This is a genomic window from Paenibacillus nanchangensis (assembly GCF_046543445.1).
GTDB classification, from domain to species: domain Bacteria; phylum Bacillota; class Bacilli; order Paenibacillales; family Paenibacillaceae; genus Paenibacillus_AQ; species Paenibacillus_AQ nanchangensis.
Genome location: NZ_JBHOFD010000014.1, coordinates 136,016 through 154,878 on the forward strand (window position 1 = coordinate 136,016; position 18,863 = coordinate 154,878).

26 protein-coding genes are annotated in these 18,863 nt (G+C 51.0%); 23 read left to right on the forward strand and 3 right to left on the reverse strand.

All coding sequences use genetic code 11. From position 1 onward, the window contains the following. The first annotated feature begins 1 nt into the window (after window position 1). The 15 genes from ACE6ED_RS13380 (at window position 2) to ACE6ED_RS13450 (ending at window position 13,150) form a co-directional block, all read left to right on the forward strand. Window positions 2-3,223, forward strand: coding sequence for a phage tail tape measure protein (locus ACE6ED_RS13380; RefSeq protein ID WP_410827667.1), 3,222 nt, complete (start codon window positions 2-4; stop codon window positions 3,221-3,223). After that, on the forward strand, window positions 3,207-3,416 hold the full coding sequence (locus ACE6ED_RS13385) for a tail protein X (RefSeq protein ID WP_410827668.1): 210 nt from the start codon (window positions 3,207-3,209) through the stop codon (window positions 3,414-3,416). Before ACE6ED_RS13380 ends, ACE6ED_RS13385 begins: the two co-directional genes overlap by 17 nt. 11 nt (window positions 3,417-3,427) lie before the next feature. Further along, window positions 3,428-4,450 (forward strand): phage late control D family protein, encoded by a 1,023-nt coding sequence (locus ACE6ED_RS13390; RefSeq protein WP_410827712.1) that lies wholly within the window; start codon window positions 3,428-3,430, stop codon window positions 4,448-4,450. A 1-nt stretch (window position 4,451) separates the two neighbouring features. Continuing rightward, complete coding sequence (locus ACE6ED_RS13395) at window positions 4,452-4,862, forward strand: phage baseplate assembly protein V (protein ID WP_410827669.1); 411 nt, start codon at window positions 4,452-4,454, stop codon at window positions 4,860-4,862. Then, entirely contained in the window at window positions 4,859-5,257 is a 399-nt protein-coding gene (locus tag ACE6ED_RS13400; protein ID WP_410827670.1) for a phage tail protein, read from the forward strand. Before ACE6ED_RS13395 ends, ACE6ED_RS13400 begins: the two co-directional genes overlap by 4 nt. Further along, entirely contained in the window at window positions 5,254-5,586 is a 333-nt protein-coding gene (locus ACE6ED_RS13405) for a GPW/gp25 family protein (protein ID WP_410827671.1), read from the forward strand. Before ACE6ED_RS13400 ends, ACE6ED_RS13405 begins: the two co-directional genes overlap by 4 nt. Window position 5,587: 1 nt before the next feature. Then, window positions 5,588-6,718 carry a baseplate assembly protein gene (locus ACE6ED_RS13410; RefSeq protein ID WP_410827672.1) on the forward strand — a complete coding sequence of 377 codons (1,131 nt, stop codon included), beginning with the start codon at window positions 5,588-5,590 and terminating at the stop codon, window positions 6,716-6,718. Beyond that, a complete protein-coding gene (locus ACE6ED_RS13415; RefSeq protein ID WP_410827673.1) occupies window positions 6,711-7,262 on the forward strand; it encodes a phage tail protein I in 552 nt (183 codons plus the stop codon). Before ACE6ED_RS13410 ends, ACE6ED_RS13415 begins: the two co-directional genes overlap by 8 nt. Window positions 7,263-7,274: 12 nt before the next feature. Beyond that, window positions 7,275-10,493, forward strand: coding sequence for a phage tail-collar fiber domain-containing protein (locus ACE6ED_RS13420; RefSeq protein ID WP_410827674.1), 3,219 nt, complete (start codon window positions 7,275-7,277; stop codon window positions 10,491-10,493). Window positions 10,494-10,506: 13 nt separating this feature from the next. Further along, entirely contained in the window at window positions 10,507-10,977 is a 471-nt protein-coding gene (locus tag ACE6ED_RS13425) for a hypothetical protein (RefSeq protein ID WP_410827675.1), read from the forward strand. 110 nt (window positions 10,978-11,087) lie between these two features. Further along, window positions 11,088-11,393: a hypothetical protein gene (locus ACE6ED_RS13430; RefSeq protein ID WP_410827676.1), complete on the forward strand. Its 306-nt coding sequence runs from the start codon at window positions 11,088-11,090 to the stop codon at window positions 11,391-11,393. 4 nt (window positions 11,394-11,397) lie between these two features. Then, complete coding sequence (locus tag ACE6ED_RS13435; RefSeq protein ID WP_410827677.1) at window positions 11,398-11,595, forward strand: hypothetical protein; 198 nt, start codon at window positions 11,398-11,400, stop codon at window positions 11,593-11,595. Further along, window positions 11,592-11,990, forward strand: a complete 399-nt coding sequence (locus ACE6ED_RS13440) for a hypothetical protein (RefSeq protein ID WP_410827678.1) — start codon at window positions 11,592-11,594, stop codon at window positions 11,988-11,990. The genes ACE6ED_RS13435 and ACE6ED_RS13440 overlap by 4 nt, the downstream gene beginning before the upstream one ends. Further along, window positions 11,974-12,936 (forward strand): peptidoglycan recognition protein family protein, encoded by a 963-nt coding sequence (locus ACE6ED_RS13445; RefSeq protein WP_410827679.1) that lies wholly within the window; start codon window positions 11,974-11,976, stop codon window positions 12,934-12,936. The genes ACE6ED_RS13440 and ACE6ED_RS13445 overlap by 17 nt, the downstream gene beginning before the upstream one ends. A gap of 1 nt (window position 12,937) precedes the next feature. Continuing rightward, a complete protein-coding gene (locus ACE6ED_RS13450) occupies window positions 12,938-13,150 on the forward strand; it encodes a phage holin (RefSeq protein ID WP_410827680.1) in 213 nt (70 codons plus the stop codon). A 53-nt stretch (window positions 13,151-13,203) separates the two neighbouring features. Here the strand turns inward: ACE6ED_RS13450 and ACE6ED_RS13455 are convergent, their stop codons facing one another. Next, entirely contained in the window at window positions 13,204-13,677 is a 474-nt protein-coding gene (locus ACE6ED_RS13455) for a hypothetical protein (protein WP_410827681.1), read from the reverse strand. 282 nt (window positions 13,678-13,959) lie between these two features. Between ACE6ED_RS13455 and ACE6ED_RS13460 the strand changes: the two genes are divergently transcribed. Further along, window positions 13,960-14,508, forward strand: coding sequence for a hypothetical protein (locus ACE6ED_RS13460; protein WP_410827682.1), 549 nt, complete (start codon window positions 13,960-13,962; stop codon window positions 14,506-14,508). Window positions 14,509-14,645: 137 nt separating this feature from the next. Here the strand turns inward: ACE6ED_RS13460 and ACE6ED_RS13465 are convergent, their stop codons facing one another. Both ACE6ED_RS13465 and ACE6ED_RS13470 read right to left on the reverse strand, forming a co-directional pair. Beyond that, entirely contained in the window at window positions 14,646-15,056 is a 411-nt protein-coding gene (locus ACE6ED_RS13465) for a type II toxin-antitoxin system HicB family antitoxin (RefSeq protein ID WP_410827683.1), read from the reverse strand. Window positions 15,057-15,137: 81 nt separating this feature from the next. Beyond that, complete coding sequence (locus ACE6ED_RS13470) at window positions 15,138-15,353, reverse strand: type II toxin-antitoxin system HicA family toxin (RefSeq protein WP_410827684.1); 216 nt, start codon at window positions 15,351-15,353, stop codon at window positions 15,138-15,140. Window positions 15,354-15,621: 268 nt separating this feature from the next. Here ACE6ED_RS13470 and ACE6ED_RS13475 point away from each other — a divergent pair, with 268 nt between their 5' ends. From ACE6ED_RS13475 to ACE6ED_RS13505, 7 genes are all read left to right on the forward strand, one after another. Continuing rightward, complete coding sequence (locus tag ACE6ED_RS13475; RefSeq protein ID WP_410827685.1) at window positions 15,622-16,173, forward strand: hypothetical protein; 552 nt, start codon at window positions 15,622-15,624, stop codon at window positions 16,171-16,173. Between the two features lie 515 nt (window positions 16,174-16,688). After that, window positions 16,689-16,889 carry a transcriptional regulator gene (locus ACE6ED_RS13480; protein ID WP_410827686.1) on the forward strand — a complete coding sequence of 67 codons (201 nt, stop codon included), beginning with the start codon at window positions 16,689-16,691 and terminating at the stop codon, window positions 16,887-16,889. 188 nt (window positions 16,890-17,077) lie between these two features. Then, the gene (locus ACE6ED_RS13485; RefSeq protein WP_410827687.1) at window positions 17,078-17,515 is read left to right on the forward strand and encodes a hypothetical protein; all 438 of its coding nucleotides are present in this window, start codon (window positions 17,078-17,080) and stop codon (window positions 17,513-17,515) included. Next, on the forward strand, window positions 17,505-18,041 hold the full coding sequence (locus tag ACE6ED_RS13490) for a hypothetical protein (RefSeq protein WP_410827688.1): 537 nt from the start codon (window positions 17,505-17,507) through the stop codon (window positions 18,039-18,041). Before ACE6ED_RS13485 ends, ACE6ED_RS13490 begins: the two co-directional genes overlap by 11 nt. A 103-nt stretch (window positions 18,042-18,144) precedes the next feature. Continuing rightward, window positions 18,145-18,345, forward strand: a complete 201-nt coding sequence (locus ACE6ED_RS13495; protein WP_410827689.1) for a hypothetical protein — start codon at window positions 18,145-18,147, stop codon at window positions 18,343-18,345. Window positions 18,346-18,386: 41 nt separating this feature from the next. Further along, entirely contained in the window at window positions 18,387-18,563 is a 177-nt protein-coding gene (locus tag ACE6ED_RS13500) for a LexA family protein (protein WP_410827713.1), read from the forward strand. Further along, window positions 18,553-18,861 (forward strand): hypothetical protein, encoded by a 309-nt coding sequence (locus ACE6ED_RS13505; RefSeq protein ID WP_410827690.1) that lies wholly within the window; start codon window positions 18,553-18,555, stop codon window positions 18,859-18,861. The genes ACE6ED_RS13500 and ACE6ED_RS13505 overlap by 11 nt, the downstream gene beginning before the upstream one ends. The last annotated feature ends 2 nt before the right edge of the window (window positions 18,862-18,863 follow it).

Here is an 18,863-nt window from a genome sequence, read left to right on the forward strand (position 1 = left end):
CATGGCAGGCAGAAGCCGCGAATATGACATAGCTTTTCGCTTGGAAGGAATCATGGATCCCTCCATCCGGCGGTCCATCGGGGACTCAGAACGGCACATCCAGGAGCTCGAGCGGGCGATCCGTGAGTTGTCCAGTTCCGGTGGGTTTGACTCTCTCCGGCAGGATGCGGGCCAGGCGGAAACTGCAGTTGATAGTCTGCAGAACCAAGCGAAAATCTTCGGGGATACACTTAACCAGGTAGCGGAATTTACAGGGATAAAGTCGTTAATCGACGCTGCAACAGGATCATTTCAAAACATTATCGGTACGATTAGTGATCAGTCAGAGGCTATGGCACAGCTGCAAGCATCCACCGGAATGACGGCGGATGAGATGGCAGAAATGAATAAGGTTGCGAAGGACTTGTACAAGCAAAACTTTGGCGAGGGCTTTGATGATCTGGGAAAAGCAATGGCAGTGGTCAAGCAGACTACCGGCCAAACAGGCGAGCAGTTAGAACAGACCACAAAAAATGCATTGGCATTTCGAGATGTATTTGAAGCGGATGTCCCGGAATCGCTGAAAGTTGTGGATACGATGATGCGCAAGTTTGGTATCAGCTCTGACCAAGCATTTAACCTTCTCGCCCAAGCGCAGCAAAAAGGACTCAATAAATCTGGCGATCTACTGGATACAATTAATGATTATTCCGTCTATTTTGATACAATGGGGTACTCGGCAAATGAAATGTTTGATACTTTGGCAGCAGGGATGGCAAATGGCGCATTTAATTTGGATAAACCAGCGGATGCCGTTAAGGAATTCGGTGTTAAGATCAAAGACGGCAGCAAGACAACTCTTGCAGCATTAACTACCTTATTCGCGCCTAAAGGGGTTGAGAAATTTGCTGAGGAACTGCGGAAAGGTTCGACCAAGTCGGCTGCATACCTCGAAGTTGTAAAGCGCACGTCGAAAACTACGGCGGATTCACTGGTCAATGATCTCAATAAGGGTGGGAAAAAATCCGAAGAAGCAGTCACAAAGATTGAATCCATGTTGGGTGGCGGTAACAAGATTGTAGATGACCTAGGAAAGGGTGTTATAAAGGGACGAGATGCCATTGAGATGGTCATCAGTAAGTTGAAAGAGATCAAGGACCCAGTTAAACAAAACCAGCTCGCGGTCGCAGTGTTTGGAACCCAGTTTGAAGACCTGGAAGCTGATGCTATTCTTGCAATGGGTTCTGCCCGGAGTCAGTTTGATATGACTAAGGAGACGATGGAAGAAGTCGCAGCGGTTAAATACGACACCCTGATGAATCAGTTCAAGGAAATTGGCCGGGGACTCATGGTCGATGTGGTTATACCGATCGGAGAGGACCTTATGCCGACGCTGCAAAGTGTGGCTGACTGGATGGCGGATAATAAGGAGCTGCTTAAGGTCATCGCTTTGGGCGTTCCTGCAGCTATGCTCGTAAGAAACACCGTGAAAATCGTTAATAGCCTTACGTCGATTGGGTCAGCAGCGAGCGGGACAACAGGGACGGTTGGAGGGTTTACAAGAATCCTAGGAGCTTTGAGCAATCCTGTAGGACTTGCGACCACCGCGATCGGTTTACTGGCAGGTGGCGTGATCGCTTATAAGCAGCATCAGGAAGAGGCTCGGCAAGAGCTAATCCACTTCGGGGATCAACTTCAAGAGGCAAGCGATCAATTCCAAGAGACTAAGGACAAGGCTAAGCTTACGAACGACCTGATATGGCAGTATGAGGACCTTGGCAAAAAGATCGCAGTTACTGCTACTGGTGCGGGTAACTTGGCTGGGAATTCAGAAAAGCTGACAACACAGCAGGCTCTACAAAAGGAAATAGTCAAGAAACTTCAAGAGTTGCACCCTCAAACGTTAAGTAATTATGACGTTGAAAACGGTAAGATCGGAGAAAAACTTGGTCTTCTAAAACAAGCTTCAGATGCAGAAGTGGAACTTTCAAGGCTTTCCTTGGAGCGCACGGTCGCTGAAGGAGAGCAAAATCTGGATAAAACGGAAGCTGAGATTTCAAAGCTTCAGCAGCAGACCGAAACAATAGAGGCACGAAAAGATGCCCTTGATGCTGCGATACCAGCTTTTCAAGATATTGCAGCTGAGTTTGAGCGGCTTTCGAATCTTGATCCATCAGATGCGGTTGACAAAAAATATTCTGCTTTGGTTGAGAAAGCAAATGAAGTAGGTTCGACGGTTGGCTTATCCTACAATGGAGTTTATCAGTTGGATGAATTAAGGAGTGACATTGATGACTTAAGCCAACAACGAATCGACTCCATTGACAGCTTAGTCACGAAGCTGGATGAACTGAACACGGCCAAACAAAGCTATGAGGATTTGTATAAAGCCCAACAACAAATCATCGAACTCGACCTTGGCGGAACCGTCGACGAATCTGCGGCAAAGTTCAAGGATATGTCGCATGATCAGCGTGTTGAGTTCCTCGAAGCCTTGGACTCGGTTCAAAAACTGAATGGTGAGATGGACCTGATTCCTAAGGAGAAAAGAATCAACGTCGATATTATTTACAAGGAAATTGGCCGACCTAATCCCATGAAACCTAAAGATCCGCCGGTAACTGATATTGTGAACAACATGTTTAAACGAGCGCGGGCGAGGTTCAAGCAGTACGCTGACGGCGGTTTTTCTGATCGCCCGGCGATCTTTGGCGAAGCTGGTCTGGAGGCTGCAATTCCGATAAACGATAAGCCGCGTTCACACGCCATCCTTGACGCTGTAAACCAAATGATGGGCCATGACAATGTTCCGCCGGCTGAGGCCAGCGAGCAGTGGCGGAATCTGCACAAGATGCAGGCGGTTTCGGTGGCTTCCGCAGCAGCACAGTCTGACCTGCCTGTTGTCCAGGTGCCCCAGCTGCCTGATATGCAGGTGGATGCCCCGTTGATCCCTGAAATCAATCTTCCTGAAATGGCCTTTTCGCAGTTTGACCGGCCGGCACCGATACAGCAGGCGGCCCAGCGGAACGAATTACTGACCGCAGCCGCCGCACCGCAGATGCAGCAGGATAACTCAGTCAAAATCGAGTATGCGCCACAGGTTTTGATTCAGGGTGGAGCCGATCCGGCGACAGAGGAACGATTCAGAGCCATACTACAGGAACACACAAATGAGCTAATGAGAGTGCTGCAGGGACAGAATCGACATCAAAGGCGGGTGAACATGATTGTCGACAACGTATAGAACAGTACAAGGCGATACCTGGGATGGTATCGCCTTTCGTCTTTACGGGGACGCGAGTTACATGACCGCGCTCATGAATGCAAACCTGGAGCACGCGGAGACGGCGGTATTTACCGGCAATGTCGTACTGGTAGTCCCTGAAAAGCCTATCGACGCAGCCGACACCCTGCCGCCTTGGCGTAGGGAGGAATAACCTTGGAGAAAATGCAAGACGCCCGCCGCGCGGTGCTGGTTTTGGTGTACAACGGCAAGGACATATCGACGGAACTATCTGAGTATCTGACGGATTTTTCATACAATGATGCGCCGTCCGGTCAGCTTGACGACATCTCGATAACGCTAGAGGATCGGGCGCGGAATTGGCAAGGGCCATGGTCGCCGGAAGATGGGGACCGGATTAACGCAACGATCCGCACCGTCAACTGGGAAAAGCCTGGGGAAATCAAAAAGCTACCGCTCGGCTCATTTGAGGTGGACAGCTTGGAGTTTTCCGGCCCGCCAGACGTGGTGTCGATCAAAGCCGTATCGCTCCCGGTTAGTTCTTCGATCCGACAGGAAAAACGATCCCGGAGTTGGGAAAAGGTCACGCTTAAGACGGTCGCCGAGCAGGTAGCCAAGCGGTCCGGCCTGAAGCTGATGTACCAGGCGCCGGACAACCCGTCGTATGACCGGTTGGACCAGACGGAGATGTCCGACCTGGGCTTTCTGCTGGAGACAGCGACGAAGGAAGGGATCGCGGTCAAGGTTTCGGCTGGCAAACTGGTCCTGTTTGACGAGTCATCATTTGAGCAAAAGCCGGCCGTACTTACTCTGACCCGGGGCAAGGATAACATCATTGACTATCACTTTACGCTGTTGGCAGCGAGCGCTGCATACCGGGCGTGCAAAGTCACCTATACCCCGCCAAAGGCAAAAAAGCCGATCACGGTGACGTATACTCCGCCCAAAGCACCCAAGACGGGTCCGGTGCTCAAAATCAATGAGCAGGTCGATTCCCAGTCCGCAGCCCTCCGAGTAGCCCGCAAACGGCTGCGGGAGAAGAACAAGGAGTACGGTAAGGGATCGCTTACGCTCATGGGGGACATTCGGATGGCGGCAGGCATCACGATCAATCTGAAAGGCTGGCAGCGGTTTGACGGTAAGTATATTGTTGAGAGCGCAAACCATTCGCTCGGAAGCAGCGGTTACCGGACTACGATTGACATCAGAAAGGTATTGGGGTGGTAACGTGATTGTAATTGGACAGGTCTCAACGGCCGACACAAAGACGGGGAGCGTGCGGGTCACCTTCTCGGACCGGGATGATCTTGTATCCGGTGAACTGCCGGTCATCACCCCGGGAGGTTGGGCCCGAGGCGTAGCCGTACCAGATGTCGGGGAAAGCGTCTTATGCGTTTTTCTGGATAATGGCCGCTCGGTCGGATTCTGCCTTGGAACTTACTATGGAGACGATGATAAGCTGCCCGGCACTGCAGATCAGCGGGGCGTGTGGTTTGAAGACGGTAGCCATGCCTTTTACGACCGTAAGACCCATTCGCTCAACATTAAGGCGGCCAGCGGAGTACGCATTGAGGGGAATGTGAACATATCGGGCAGCTTAACCGCCGACTCCATTACAGACAGGAGCGGATCCGCATGAACAAAATCGGTAATATGGGCCCGGTAGTCTTTGTGGTATCAGAAGGGGCAATACGAACAATTGACAATTTTACCCGCTCTGCTGCCGGACGTTATGCGCAGCATGACATAATCGGCAAAAAGCCAAAAAAGGAGTGGCTGGGCCCGGGGGTTGACTCGGTGTCGTTCGAGGTTATTTTTGATGCGCGGTACGGACTCAATCCCCGGAAAGAGGTGGATAAGCTGACCGCGCTGGAACGTGCTGGAAAGGCAATGCCTCTTGTCATCGGCCGAAAGAGTGTCGGCGTAAGCTTGTGGGTAATCACTGACCTGTCGATTGACTGGACGGTGCTGGACAGCATAGGGAACGTGGTGAACGCTGTCGCTAGAATTACACTGGAGGAATACATCAAATGATCTATACCGTAGACACGCAGATCCAGACGCCGGTGATGTTTAATCCACCGACACTAGCGGACGAGGTTGCCCAGAACATCCGGACGATTTTGAGTACGCCGATCGGCACCGCAGCACTTGCCCGGAGTATTGGGCTGAATTACGAGGCGATTGACGAACCGCAGCAGATTTCAGAAGCGTTGTTGACGGCCGAGGTGTACACGGCTATCGCTGAGCAGGAGCCGCGCGCTCGGGTGGTGGATGTCTCTTTCGGGGGAACTATGAAAGACGCCGTCACAGGCCGCCTGTTGGCTGTGGTGAGATATACGCTCGAAGGAGAGGAGGAATAGCGTGGCCGATTTTGTGGATTTACCCGACATTACTTTTTCAGAAGAAAATGCGGCCAAGGTACTCGGTAACATCGTCGCCATTTACGAAGGCCTTACTAAACGATCTTTGCAGCCCGCCGATCCGGTGAGGCTTTTTTTGTCGTCCTTGGCGACCATCATCGTGCAGCAGCGCGTGCTGATTAATCGTACCGCCAAGAGCAATTATTTAAGGTATGCGAAAGGCACTGCGCTCGACCACATGGGAGCTTTTCAGGGCTCGCAGCGCCTGGCGCCTTCCCGGGCCATCACGACGATGGAGTTCCGGCTGTCTATGCCGCTGCCGTCCGCAACTTCGATACCGGCGGGCACCCGGGTCAGCCCCGACGGCGGGGACGGCTCCATTTACTTTTCCACGACGGAGTACATTGAGATTCCCGTCGGCGCCACAGCGGCGGTCGTCGTCGCTGAGTGCTCGGTACCGGGGATCGTTGGTAACGGGTATCTCCCGGGTCAAATCACTGCACTGATGGACCCGCTACCCTTTGTGCAGGGCGCCCGGAACACTTCGGAAAGTAGCGGGGGAGCTGCAGAGGAGTCGGATGACGTCTACCGGGAGCGGATCCGGACAGCATCGGACAGCTTCAGCACAGCGGGCCCGCGCGGGGCCTATGAGTTCTGGGCCCGGTCTGCTTCGGCGGTTATCTCGGACGTGCACGCTTATTCGCCGTCTGAGGGCAAGGTCGTCATTGTACCGCTCATGACTGGCGGGCAGCTCCCGACGCAAAACGTCCTGGAGGCAGTATCCGAAACGCTGGAGGACCGTGGCATCCGCCCGCTGACAGACCAGGTCACGGTCTCGCCGCCGGCGCCGGTCTCCTACAAAACAAAGATGATCTATTACATTAGCCGCGACCGTGCCGCCGACGCGACGAGCATACAAGCGGCGGTTGCTGCGGCGGTGGACTCATATCATCAATGGCAGCGGGCCAAGCTGGGCCGGGATATTAACCCATCAGAGCTGATCGCTCGGGTCATGGCAGCCGGAGCGCTGCGGGTTGTGGTTACCTCGCCAGCATATGCCGAGATCGCCGCAACGCAGGTTGCCCAGGAGATGCCTGCCGAGATCACTTACGGAGGTCTTGTCGATGATTGATTACCAAACTGTCAGCATGTTGGACCTGCTACCGCCGAATCTCCGTTCTGATCCGGTTTTAGCTGCGGCAGCGGCGGCTATTGATGCCGAGGCGCAGGCGACGGCAGCCGAGATCCGAGAGCTCGACATCTACGGCCGCACAGAGGAATGGATCAGCGAGGAAACGGATGAACTGGCCTGGCAGTACCGGCCACCGTACTATGATTCGGCGCTGCCGCTGGAACAGCGCAGAGAGTTGGTCAAGAACGCAATCCCCTTTCATCGAACCAAAGGCACCCCGGCTGCCGTGGAGCAGCTGATCGCGCTGCTGTTTGGAGAGGGCGACGTCGAAGAGTGGTGGCAATACGGTGGGGACCCGTACCATTTCCGGGTCATTACCAACAATGCAGACGTGACTACAAGCCGCGCCCGGGAATTTATACAGGCGGTCGAAGCAGTGAAACGGCTGTCTACAACGATGGACAGCGTGACGATCGCACAAACGGAACTGCTCGATCTTTACTTTGCCGGCTTCATCCATTCCGGCGAGACCATCAGTTTTTAAAGGAGGGTAATCATGGCTGTATTTGGCGGCATGACATTAACACAAAAGGGCATTGTGCTGCAGAGTAAGACGCAGACGGGCACCCAGATAAAATATACCCGAATGGCAGCCGGTGACGGCTCTCTTACGGGCCAATCTATTCCGGCGCTTAATGGCCTGATTTCACCGAAGATGAACCTGCCGATCCAGAGCGTCCGGCTGCAGCCACCCAATAAGGCGGTTGTCGGGGTCAAATTCTCTAATCAAGATGTGACGGCCGGTTTTTTTCATCGGGAAATGGGGCTCTTTGCGGAAGATCCAGACGTCGGTGAAATCTTGTATGCCTATGCCAATTCCGGTGTAACAGCCGACTATATTCCGGCGGGCGGCGATGGTGGCGACATCATTGAAAAGGTCTTTAACGTTGCGGTTGCGGTGGGGACAACGGCCAATATTACGGCTGTGATCGATGATTCGCTGGTGTTCGTCCAACAAAAGAAGTTTGACGTTCATAAGCACACCGGCGGAGCAGGCGATGCTCCGAAGATCGGCAGCGATGGCCTGGCAGCGGGGGCGGTTAATGATGCAGCTATCGGGGATCGAACAATAAGCGATACGACAGCACCAACGGGCAATGTTGGCAAACTTGGAAGCCTGCTCGGCTGGATTGCTAACCGTATCAAAGCAATAACCGGTAAGGCCAAGTGGACCGATGCTCCGGCGATCAATCTTGAGACGGTGGCCAGTAGATTAGATCAGGATGTTCGGACAACAGCCAGCCCGAAATTTCAAAAGGTGACAGCAGGCGCCTCTGGCATGACTGTGAATCTCCCGACAGATGCGGGCTCAGGTAGTAGCTGGGCGAGAGGTTACGAGCTGTGGAACTCTGCGGGGTCTACCCGTCTGGGAGGGTTCGGTGCCCTAGGAGGCAGTGACGCCGTTAGCGTACTCTTTTTCGGACATGGTCAAAACCCTTGGAGTGACGGGAACGGTATTTATATCAAAACAAATGGTTACGTGGGCGTAAAAACGACGAATCCAGCGAACGAACTGGACGTCAACGGCTGGGTGAAGGCAAAACGGTACATTTCCGATATTGCCACTGGCACAGCGCCGTTCCAGATCGCTTCGACGACACAGGTCGATAACCTGAACGTGCATTACCTCCAGGGGATGCAGCCCCGGGCGGACAACGTGAACAGTACGATTGTTTCTCGGAACAGCACCGGTCAATCCGCGTTCAGCTTTATCTACTTGAACAATGCCACTGGTACCGCGCCGTTTTCGGTATCCCCGGGGTCTACGAAGGTCGCTGACCTGATTGCGGACGCCGTGGACGGGTATCACCTGGACCAGGGTGTTCAGACGACGGACACCCCGACATTTAAGGGGGTTGTCGCCAGCAACGCAGCAAACGCTGCAGCTAACATCCGTCTGGACTTCCAGAACAACACGACCTCCCGCCTACGGATCGGCGGAACAGGAGACGGAAGCGCGGCGAATTTCGAGGTTCAAGGCATAGCAGACAAAATGCTGATGAACATCAGCCAAGCCGGGAACCTCACGGTCCCAGGCCGTTTTATATCGACCCAGGCGACAGGCACCGCGCCATTGGAAGTCAATTCAACTACGACCGTAAGGAACCTAAGCGCGGACCTGCTGGATGGAAAGCAAGGTAACGACTACGCTCAAACGGCGTCCGTGGCCGGAGTCACGTCCCTTGCTGCGGTCACACAAGCAGGAATGTACAGGCTGGGAGGTCCTACTCAACATACGGACATGCCGGCGACACACTACGCCTATGCAAGCATGATCGTAGCACGAGGAGGCGGAGCAGATACCGCCGCCCAGATCATCCTGCCGTATAACTCAAATGACATTGTATGGCGACGCGGAAATCCAACAGAGGTAGGCGGGTCAGGAACATACTCCGGCTGGATGAAAATCTGGAACGAGGGGAACGACGGCGCGGGAAGCGGATTGGATGCCGACATGTTGGATAACCTGCACGCTTCGGACTTCCAGCGGAGCTTGCTGGTAGATAACTACAAAACAGCTGCGGATCTGCCGAGCACGTACCCAAAGGGGATCACGACGTTCTTTGCAAATAACGCGGCGAACGGCTGGCCGTCGAACGAGAAATACGGCACGGTAATGACGATCAAGGGGTACGCGACGTCTCCAGCTGGGATTCAGTATTTCTATCCGTACCTGACGGACCAGCCGATCAAGTACCGGATGGCGACCCACGGAACGGACGCCTGGACGGAATGGCGGGTTATCCTGGATTCGAGCCAGAAATGGCCGACATTTGACACGGTAAACACCACTTCGGCGAACATCTTGCACAATACGCGGCCAGGAATGAAAACTCTCATAATGCACCGGGCGGATGATGGGACTCTGCATATTGCCCGTTCAGCTACGAACGGGGGGACGGACTGGAATTGGAACGCTGACGTTTACTTTGCGGAAAACGGAATGGTATCCGCTCCGACATTCTCCAGCCGGGTAGCAACAGGCACTGCGCCGTTTACAGTCGCAAGTACAACGCGAGTATCTAACTTGAATGCGCATTACGTGGGTGGCGTAGATATCGGGAACATATTGCACGCGAACCAGACCCAGCTGCAATTTGACGCCACGACGGCCGAGAAGTCGCTGCAATGGCTGTATGCCACGGGTAAGGCGTTCGGGATTGCGGCCAACAAGGACGCTCTCAGCCTGTGGGATTGGGGCAACGCCCGTAGCATCCTGCAATATTACCCGGCTGCTAACCTGCTCCAGTCCAAGGTAAACACGACACGGATAGGGTCGGGATTGGAACTGCTTGGACAAGACCAGGGAAGTGCCTATCTTGACTTTAACAGTAAAAACAACGGGGCGGACTTCGACGCTCGGATTATTGCGACAGGTGGTAATGCCACCAATGTCGCTGGTGGCGGAGAGTTAGAAGTCTTCGCTAAACAAATGGTCGTCAATGGATATTTGTGGCTGGGCCGTAACGGGGCTGGAACGCCTAATTGCACATTGACCCTTGGGGACAGTGACACTGGCATTAATTGGACAGGAGACGGGCGGTACCAGCTCCGGGCAAATAACCAAGTGGCCGCCAGCATTGACGCTTCCGGTGTCTCGGTTCCAGCTACCACATCCTACGGGTCTAGCTACGTCCGTAACACGATCATATCCACAGCTGCCCCTAGCGCGGGGGCCGGCGTAGACGGCGACATCTGGGTGCAGTATGTGTAAGGGGGGGTAACGGATGCCGTGGATTCTAATAGCATCAGCAACGGCCGTGGACGAAGCAACAGAGAGAAGCGCGGCGGCCGCTTCCGTTCAAGGAAGGAAATACCGTTTTGTCTTTTCTTGCAACATGCGGGGCGGCACGTCGGCGCAGGGTTGGGTTAGCTCAATCACCGGACAAACTTTGGTCCAGGACTCCTGGTACACCGGCGGGGGCAGTCAGTACGAAGATATATCACGCGCACAGGAGTTTTACGCCAATTCGACATCGTTTATAGCAAGGGTTAAAATGGCGCCTGAGGCAGGTACGCAATCAAGGCCGGACGGCATGGCAAGCGTAACGGTTGAGGAATGGCGGGATTCCGTCAGCTGGGTCAAGGTTTCCAGCGAATGGAAACCGATTGTTGGCCGCTGGGTCAAAGTAAACGGTCAATGGCGGCAGGTTGTCGGACAATGGATCAAAGTAAACGGTCAATGGCGGCAGGCATGAGGTAGGATTGAAAGCATTAGCCCAGATAGCATAAGATAAATGTTTGCTCTCGGAGCCGATCCGGGGGGGGGGTGCCTTTTTAGAGAGAGAGGAAGGGAGCGGGGGTATGAATGGGGGCGAGCAACATTGATACGCTGGAAAGGGTGCTGCCGCTGATTGAAAAATATGGACTTGCGGTTATTGTGGCTGTGGTCTTTGGGGTGGTGCTGTTCGGCGTTTTCCGAGCGCTCCGAACGGGAGAACTGGTACCCCGTGAAACTCTCACCAAGGTGGAAGCGGAACGCGATGAAGCTCAGGAACAGGTACGGGAACTCACCAAGATCATGAACCAGGAACGTGAAAAATTCATGGAGCCGCTTCTGGGGATGGTTAATAATCTGAAGAAGGACTCAAACTCTGAGGACCGGGGAGGATGACGGCATGCTAATGCGGTTTATAAAGCGGCTGCTCCCGGAGCAAAAAACAGAGACAAAAGACGAGCTTCGCGAGACGTCCCGCAGGGCGAAAATAGCAGTCGAACGATATGTGGATGTTTCCTCGGCCATTAAAGAGGAGATCGAGCGCAATCATTTTTTTAAGTATTTGGTCTACGATCACAAAGGGGGAAAAGGAGCATGAATACCACACTCCTACTTGTGCTATACGGCTTGTCGATCAGCTTTTCGGTGTGGATCATATTCGCCCACCGGAAGTACTTCAAAAATCGTTTTAAAGCGGGTGTTGTCAGCGCGTTTATGCTGGCGATGCTCTTTTTTTTGGTCGCATACACGGTTAAGATGTCGGTCGCATTCTGGATTCGCTTGACAGATGTCCCGGGCGTCGGCAGCAACCCGAGCCTTGAAGCAATGCAAAACTGGTTTTGGACCGGCGCGCAGTGCCTGACCACGCTGGGACTTGGCATCCTGGCTTATTTGACGTTCCGGAAGCGGTACGACCTGTTCATCTATCTACGGCGGGCAGACAAGAAGGCGGAGGCACGGAAAGAGGGGGACAGCGGTGCAAAGGAGCAATAACTTTCTGGTTATGGCGCGGGAGGAGTTCCGACCGTGGCTGCAGCAGCAAAAGATTACCCGGACCATTACCCGCCTGCAGGTACATCACACCTGGCGGCCTGCTTATGAGCATTTCAAGGACGGCCGGGAAATGGACCGGCTGGAAGCGATGCGGAACAGCCACATGCAAACAAACGGGTGGCGGGAGATTGGCCAGAACATCACGACGTTTCCAAACGGCAAGATCGGAATCTCTCTCGGTCGGACTCTGAACGATACACCGGCGGGAATTGCGGAGGCCAACACAGGGGCCTTATGCATCGAACACCTGGGAAACTTTGATCGAGGCGGTGACGCCTTGTCTCCTGAACAAAGGGAGACCATTATCCACGTTTATGCCACGCTGGCCGAAAGGCTGGGGCTGCCGATTGACCCCGCCCACATTGTTTACCACGCTTGGTACACGCCGGACGGGCGATGGCTGGGAGACTACAAGCCGGGCCAGTCCTCAAAAACCTGCCCGGGAACGAATTTCTTCGGCGGGAACACAGCGGGCGCAGCGCGCCGGAACTTTTTGCCTCTTGTGCAGGCGGAATATAACAGGCTCACTGGAGCCGAGAAGGAGGCTGACGAATTGTCCTTAGCAGAGAAGCTGGAGCTGGCCGAACTGCGGTCGGAGGTCAAGAAACTGCGCGAAGTGGTCAGCGGTTTGATCAACAGCAAGGACGTGCTTAAGGATCACGGCCTCGAGCAGGCAGAGAGCCTGCAGACCGTCTCGGAGCGGGTGCAGAAGCTGGAGGACTTGGCATCCATGTCTACGGTGCCGAAATGGGCGGTGCCTGCTGTCAATGACGCCGTGGCTGCCGGTCTGATCGACACGCAGGGCGGCGGCAGCTATGACTTCTACCGGATACTCACCGTGCTGCAGCGCGGCGGGATGCTTATCACCAGAATGGAGGACAAATAGTATGAAAAAGTGGAAAAATTACGGCTTGTGGGTATCCCTGACGGCAGCGGTGCTGCTGGCCGTGCAGACAATCGGGGCAATCTTCGGTTTCCAACTTGCCCCGGAGAAATATGACGAGGTTACAGCGGCGGTGAATGCAGTCTTGGGTATACTGGTGGTCTTAGGGATTGTGAGCAACCCGGAAGCCGGCAAGGGATATGCGGATAAAGAGTAAACTTTCAAAAAAAGCAGTCCCCTCGTTAAAGAATGAACGAGGGGACTGCTTTTTTAAAATTGTCTGGCAGAAATATTGAAGTCATTCACTATTCCAGTACTGTTGTATACGTAGATTTTACGGTTATGACCCTTGGTACCGTAAAATTCAGTCGTCTTTTGTTCACCGGGAGCAAACGAAACTTCAAATTGATATACATCATCAGTGTATACCTTCATATAAATAGTTCCTGAACCGGTATTTTGTAACCATAGATTAGCGGTCAATCCGTTTCTCGGGTCCATATAAAAGGTGTTTTCATACGCATTTACAGACGAGTAATGAAAAGGTGAAATAAGTTTTACATCCAATGGGGTGATAATAGGGTCGTCCTGAGCTTTAGCCTCATTACTTACACTGATATCATTACTTACACTAATAGATGATGCCTGGGCAGGATCTTTTACTGTAATTGCGTCTGCGTAAGATATTGGGGTTGAAGCTAAGAACATTGCGGTGACAACACCGAGTTCAAGTATCTTTTTCAATTTTTTTCCTCCTATTATTGTATTTAATCCCCAATAAAATTGTACCATTGTATTATATAAATGTATATATGTGGATAGTCCTAGGGGATTATACTTCTATATTTGAAAAAAATGTAGAATCATAGAATTAATACGGTTACTGTTTATTGATAGTATAGTGTACTTTATTAGTTATATTGAGTGTTTGGGATTATGCCCACTGGCTTCGGCTGGTGGGCTTTTTTTATTTCTATAAGTTCAGTGCCGTGGTAAAATTTAGGGAAAAATTATACGAGGTGCTGAATGCGATTTAAGAGCTTGATAGTATTGCTTTTCGTGTTGCTGGTTGGTTGCGGATCTGGTTCGAAAGACGGGATATCGGCTGATGATCTGGCAATAGTCAAAGTTGATGACGAAAGCCAGGTCGTGAAGTATGGGATGAGTCGGGCTGAAGCAGAAAAGGTTTTGGGAAAGGGAGAGAAAGTAAAGAACCTCAAGAATTATTTTAAGTATAATTCTGATGTCATGATTATGTACCGAAATGAAAAAGTAGTAGGGATCTCTATAGGAGAAGAAACGGCCGATTCTTATCAAACAAGTAATGGTTTGAAGATTGGGATGCTGAAGGATGAAATTAAAGAAATCTACGGAAGTCAACACTTAGGTGATAATGAGAGCAATTTAGATTACGCATATGATTCCGTTAACAAGAAGTTTTTGGACGGATCCTCTTACCCGGACACATTAGAAGAAAACCAGAAAATATATATGATTTCAGCCATGTTCGACGAAGACGGTTATGCGTATACAATTATGCTCTTGGATCGTCAGATGGCGATGCAAGGGAAGTAACACCGTTGATTTATGTTTTCAGGACATTCAATATAAAGGCCAGCCCAGCCGGGTCGACTCGTAGTGGGTTTCCGCGACCGCAGCGCCATCACGGCGGGCGGTTTCGGCCGGTTCCCATCCGGCCATCATCAGGCGGGTTACTGTCTTCTGTCCATCCCGAGCGCGTCTTTCAGGCCGCTCTGAAGGATTTGAGAAAAGTTCAGCCCAGCTTCATCGGCCGCGTCTCGCAGCCATTTCGGAAGTGTGCAATTCTTCGTCACTGCTTTATTTTCCGCCACATCACGAAAAGGAGGCATATATACCTCCACAAAGACAATTCGGTCGGAAGGGTCCTCTAATTCAATTTCGTCAGGCTCGGACGGCCGGGGGAGCTGCTGGCCTGCTTCTTCTAACTCCAACGCTCTAAATGCAAGTAATTCCTTCGCACGTGACAATCCTTCTGTTAGCTCAATGGCCGTAACTGCTGTACCGGAGAAGTCCGGGAAGTACATGCTTAAATTACTTTCGGCTCGCTCAACGACAACGGGATATATATACCGGATCTTCAAGTTTACCTAACCTCCTTGGTTTTCATTTATTAATCGGCTTACCTTCTCTTTTGTGGGAGGGGATAGGGAGGAGCCCCGGGGTTAAAATTCAACCCAGGAAGTCCGTTCTATGCTTTTCAGAGTGCCTTTAGCAAGTACATCGCCTGAGCCGTGATTGCTTATATCAGCATATCGGGTAGGATCATTTTTGTGAATCCACCGTTCATGGCTTGTTCGGTTACCGTGATTCGGTGATTTTACAAACCCGGCTTCTTTTAAGGCTTTTAGTACTTGCCTGACTGTCCGTTGCTTACCCATTATTTCCCCTTCTTCTGATACAATTATCACGCGCGTGATTTATGCATGTCAATAATGCTATGCGTATTTTTTATGCGTTTTAAAAATACTGAATTGAATGGTATTGCAAAAAAAAGGGGGGGGCAAAAACGGGGAAAGGATATACGAATAGAAAGTAAATTCCCAAACGTTTGAGATTTTGTCCACTGGCTTCGGCTGGTTGGCTTTTTTTATTTCTATAAATACAGTAGCGTGGTAAAATTTAGGGAAAAATTATTTGAGGTGCTGAATGCGATTTAAGAGCTTGATAGTATTGCTATTGGTGGTGTTGGTCGGTTGCGGGTCTGGTGCGAAAGACGGGATATCGGTGGATGATCTGGCAATAGTCAAAGTTGATGACGAAAACCAGGTCGTGAAGTATGGGATGAGTCGTGAAGAGGTGGAGAGTATTCTGGGACAACCCGAAGAGGAACATTCATCGAAATACCCTTCTGGGATAGATGTAAAGTATCGCGATGACAACGCAGTTCTCTTCTCACTGAGACAAGAGGCTGGAGGCTCGTATAAATCCGTAGTAGGTGCAAAGATTGGAATGACAAAAGATGATATCATGAAAATCTTTGGCGAAGATAACGTAAGCGAACGCGAATCTTCTGGAAGCGAAGTTTTATCTGTTTCTTATGATCTGAAAAATAAGAAATACTTGGATGAAAAATTGATTGAAGAGTACCCGGCTGAAGAATATAAGTATATCCTCATGATATCAATATATTTAGACGCTAACGGCAAAGCAACCGATATTTCTACCGGCGACGCTTGGGCATTAATTGTTGGTGGCTGAAAAGTTATATCGTATAAGAGTTCCCGCGACCGCAGCGCCATCACGGCGGGCGGTTTCGGCCGGTTCCCATCCGGCCATCGTCAGGCGGGGATTACCACTTAATCACCAGGATAATCGTGTTAGCGATGCTGATTAACAAGGTGACATAAGTGATCCACATGGTGGTTTTTTCCTTCATATTCATAGTTCATCGCTCCTTGTGGTATTATAGAAGAGAAAGACGACCCTTTGTATTTCATCCCCTACGCCTTGGCCCCTTTCGGGGCCGAGGTTTCGGGTTTTCCTACTTGGCTAGCAGGAGAATGAAGGTGAGCAGTTGGTTAATCAAGGCGATGATTGCAGTCACCATCTTGATTGTTTCTTGCCGCTGCTCTAGTCGTCTTTCTTTTCTTGGCTTCATTATTATCACCTCCTTATATCTCTATTATATACTAGCGTGAGTATATTTGCAAGTGTTTTTTATACTTGCGCTAGTATATTTTTAATGGTATTCTGGATATACGGAGGTGATCATTATGAGCGAGAAGACAGGAACAGCGGCAACACGCGCTAAGAATAAATACAATGCCGCCAATTATGATCGGTTGTATCCTTATGTACCGAAGGGGAGAAAGGCTGTTTACGAAGCCGCCGCCGCCGCCGCTGGAATGAGTCTTAATGATTTTGTAGTGACCGCGATTGAAGAAAAATTGCAGCGTGATGGGCGAGAGGGATAAAAGTCACTTTACCGTGCCCGTATGCGCGTTATGATATTTGCAAATCCGAAAGTATCGGCGATTAAAGTCTCTGCCATGTGCAGGGGCTTTTTTATTGCAACATGGAAGATATCGCCAAATGCGATTATATGTTGTACAATGAAGCCGAGCAGGTCTTATTCTCTTGGGATTGGTGGATTATATAAAAAATGAACAAAGATAATAGCATGGCATATTTGTTCTTGGCAGAGGACATGGCTAGAACGGCGGAAGAACGAACTTTGTTAATTGATCCGATTGTTAGAAAAGAAATGAAGATTCCGGGAGAATTTTCATTTTGCATTTGTTCTGGATTCACTATCTCTAACGATGATTTAGAAACACTCGTAATTCAGATGCTAACTCCCGAAGATGAGGTACTTCTTGAAGTAGATATTAAAGAAATGTACTTCGAGGGAGAGGGGAATTATACTGAAGATGGAAAACGGAAAGATAAGTTAGTCGCAACGGAAGTTGGTCTTACAAGTTCACGGGATGAGAGAGTTTGGATTGAATCATCAGGATTATACTCCCTCCGACTTTTAAAGAATGGATCGATGTTAGGGGAGTCATTTTTTAGTATCGGAGTAGAGAGCGATGGCGAGTAATTCACTCAAACGGTTCAAACCTGTCAAGGTCAATTCTACTATCGTTTCAATGGACGAGTTTAAAACGACCAAGGACAGCGGGCAACGAACCAACAATCATCATTTCGGAACGGCTGCAACAGAGTCTGCTGTCGCATCGGAATTTTCTCATAGTGGTGGAGGGGGTGGTGGAATGGATGAAATTCTGAAAAGACTAGCGCAAGTTGAATCGGACTTGTCGAACAAGGTCTCGAAGGAGGATTTGAGAGAGCTTGGGCACCAACTGAGAAGCGAGATTAAGGATCAGACCTATGAGATCAAGGATACGATCCAAAAGTCTATGGAGAAGGTTCCATCAGAAGACTCAATTAAGAATATCATTGGTGATAAAAGCAAGAACTTGGGCCTAGCAACAGAGACATTCGTTCAATCCGAAATTAGCAAAGAAACTATTAAAATGGTATTATGGATGGTCGGTATTTCAATTACAGTAGCAACTGCAGCATCTACCATTTTGTTTAATATCCTTAAACTCGTTATCAAGTAAACGTCACTTTCGAACGTCGGAAGTGACGTTTTTTTTACATTGATTCAGGAACGTACGTTCGGTTATAATACAAACAAACGTTCCTATTAGGAGGCGATCTGCAATGAAAATGGAAGCTGGTAAAGTCATCGAGATCGTTTATATGGACAATGCGGGAAAATTGTCGCAGCGAAACATCGACGTGCGGTCTGTCCGGGACGGACTGATTCAGGCGACTGATTTGCAAACGCGGCAGCCGAGGGCTTTTAAAGCCGGGAATATACTTGCATGGCAGCCTGCCCGTCGGAAGGGCGTGACAGCATGAATCCACTGACCCCAAGATAGCGCCAGGCGCTACACGCAATCATTAAATTATACCGGCATAAAGGGTACTCCCCGACAGTCCGAGAGGTTATGACGGAGCTGGGATTATCCTCAAGCTCTACGGCCAAGGGCCTCATTGACCAACTTGATAAAAAGGGGTACATCAAACGCAAGGTAAGATCAGCCCGATCACTCCAGGTGATCCGTAATGCTGAATGATACACCGCGCAAGCTGCTGATGATCCTGACTCATTTTTCGGGACACTACCGCCGCATGCCGCAACTGCATGAATTGGAGCGTCTGAGTGGTAGGGCGCCGGGCAAAATCTACGAAGGGCTGCGGGAGCTGGCGGCCGATCATTACATTGAGTGGACACCGGGCCGCCCGGTTGAGTCAGCCATTATCCTGGAGGGCTGGCCCCGGCCCGATCCGGCCGTAGAGCGTTTGCGCCGCCGGCGGCCGCCGTCCCCGTGGGATAACAGCGGCAGCAATATAGATTATTGGACCAGCTATTAGGG

Coding starts and splice junctions, on each gene's coding strand:
- ACE6ED_RS13380 (WP_410827667.1), top strand. CDS start 2: ATGGCAGGCAGAAGCCGCGAATATGACATAGCTTTTCGCTTGGAAGGA.
- ACE6ED_RS13390 (WP_410827712.1), top strand. CDS start 3,428: ATGCAAGACGCCCGCCGCGCGGTGCTGGTTTTGGTGTACAACGGCAAG.
- ACE6ED_RS13400 (WP_410827670.1), top strand. CDS start 4,859: ATGAACAAAATCGGTAATATGGGCCCGGTAGTCTTTGTGGTATCAGAA.
- ACE6ED_RS13405 (WP_410827671.1), top strand. CDS start 5,254: ATGATCTATACCGTAGACACGCAGATCCAGACGCCGGTGATGTTTAAT.
- ACE6ED_RS13415 (WP_410827673.1), top strand. CDS start 6,711: ATGATTGATTACCAAACTGTCAGCATGTTGGACCTGCTACCGCCGAAT.
- ACE6ED_RS13420 (WP_410827674.1), top strand. CDS start 7,275: ATGGCTGTATTTGGCGGCATGACATTAACACAAAAGGGCATTGTGCTG.
- ACE6ED_RS13425 (WP_410827675.1), top strand. CDS start 10,507: ATGCCGTGGATTCTAATAGCATCAGCAACGGCCGTGGACGAAGCAACA.
- ACE6ED_RS13430 (WP_410827676.1), top strand. CDS start 11,088: ATGGGGGCGAGCAACATTGATACGCTGGAAAGGGTGCTGCCGCTGATT.
- ACE6ED_RS13435 (WP_410827677.1), top strand. CDS start 11,398: ATGCTAATGCGGTTTATAAAGCGGCTGCTCCCGGAGCAAAAAACAGAG.
- ACE6ED_RS13440 (WP_410827678.1), top strand. CDS start 11,592: ATGAATACCACACTCCTACTTGTGCTATACGGCTTGTCGATCAGCTTT.
- ACE6ED_RS13450 (WP_410827680.1), top strand. CDS start 12,938: ATGAAAAAGTGGAAAAATTACGGCTTGTGGGTATCCCTGACGGCAGCG.
- ACE6ED_RS13460 (WP_410827682.1), top strand. CDS start 13,960: ATGCGATTTAAGAGCTTGATAGTATTGCTTTTCGTGTTGCTGGTTGGT.
- ACE6ED_RS13470 (WP_410827684.1), bottom strand. CDS start 15,353: ATGGGTAAGCAACGGACAGTCAGGCAAGTACTAAAAGCCTTAAAAGAA.
- ACE6ED_RS13475 (WP_410827685.1), top strand. CDS start 15,622: ATGCGATTTAAGAGCTTGATAGTATTGCTATTGGTGGTGTTGGTCGGT.
- ACE6ED_RS13480 (WP_410827686.1), top strand. CDS start 16,689: ATGAGCGAGAAGACAGGAACAGCGGCAACACGCGCTAAGAATAAATAC.
- ACE6ED_RS13485 (WP_410827687.1), top strand. CDS start 17,078: ATGAACAAAGATAATAGCATGGCATATTTGTTCTTGGCAGAGGACATG.
- ACE6ED_RS13490 (WP_410827688.1), top strand. CDS start 17,505: ATGGCGAGTAATTCACTCAAACGGTTCAAACCTGTCAAGGTCAATTCT.
- ACE6ED_RS13495 (WP_410827689.1), top strand. CDS start 18,145: ATGAAAATGGAAGCTGGTAAAGTCATCGAGATCGTTTATATGGACAAT.
- ACE6ED_RS13505 (WP_410827690.1), top strand. CDS start 18,553: ATGCTGAATGATACACCGCGCAAGCTGCTGATGATCCTGACTCATTTT.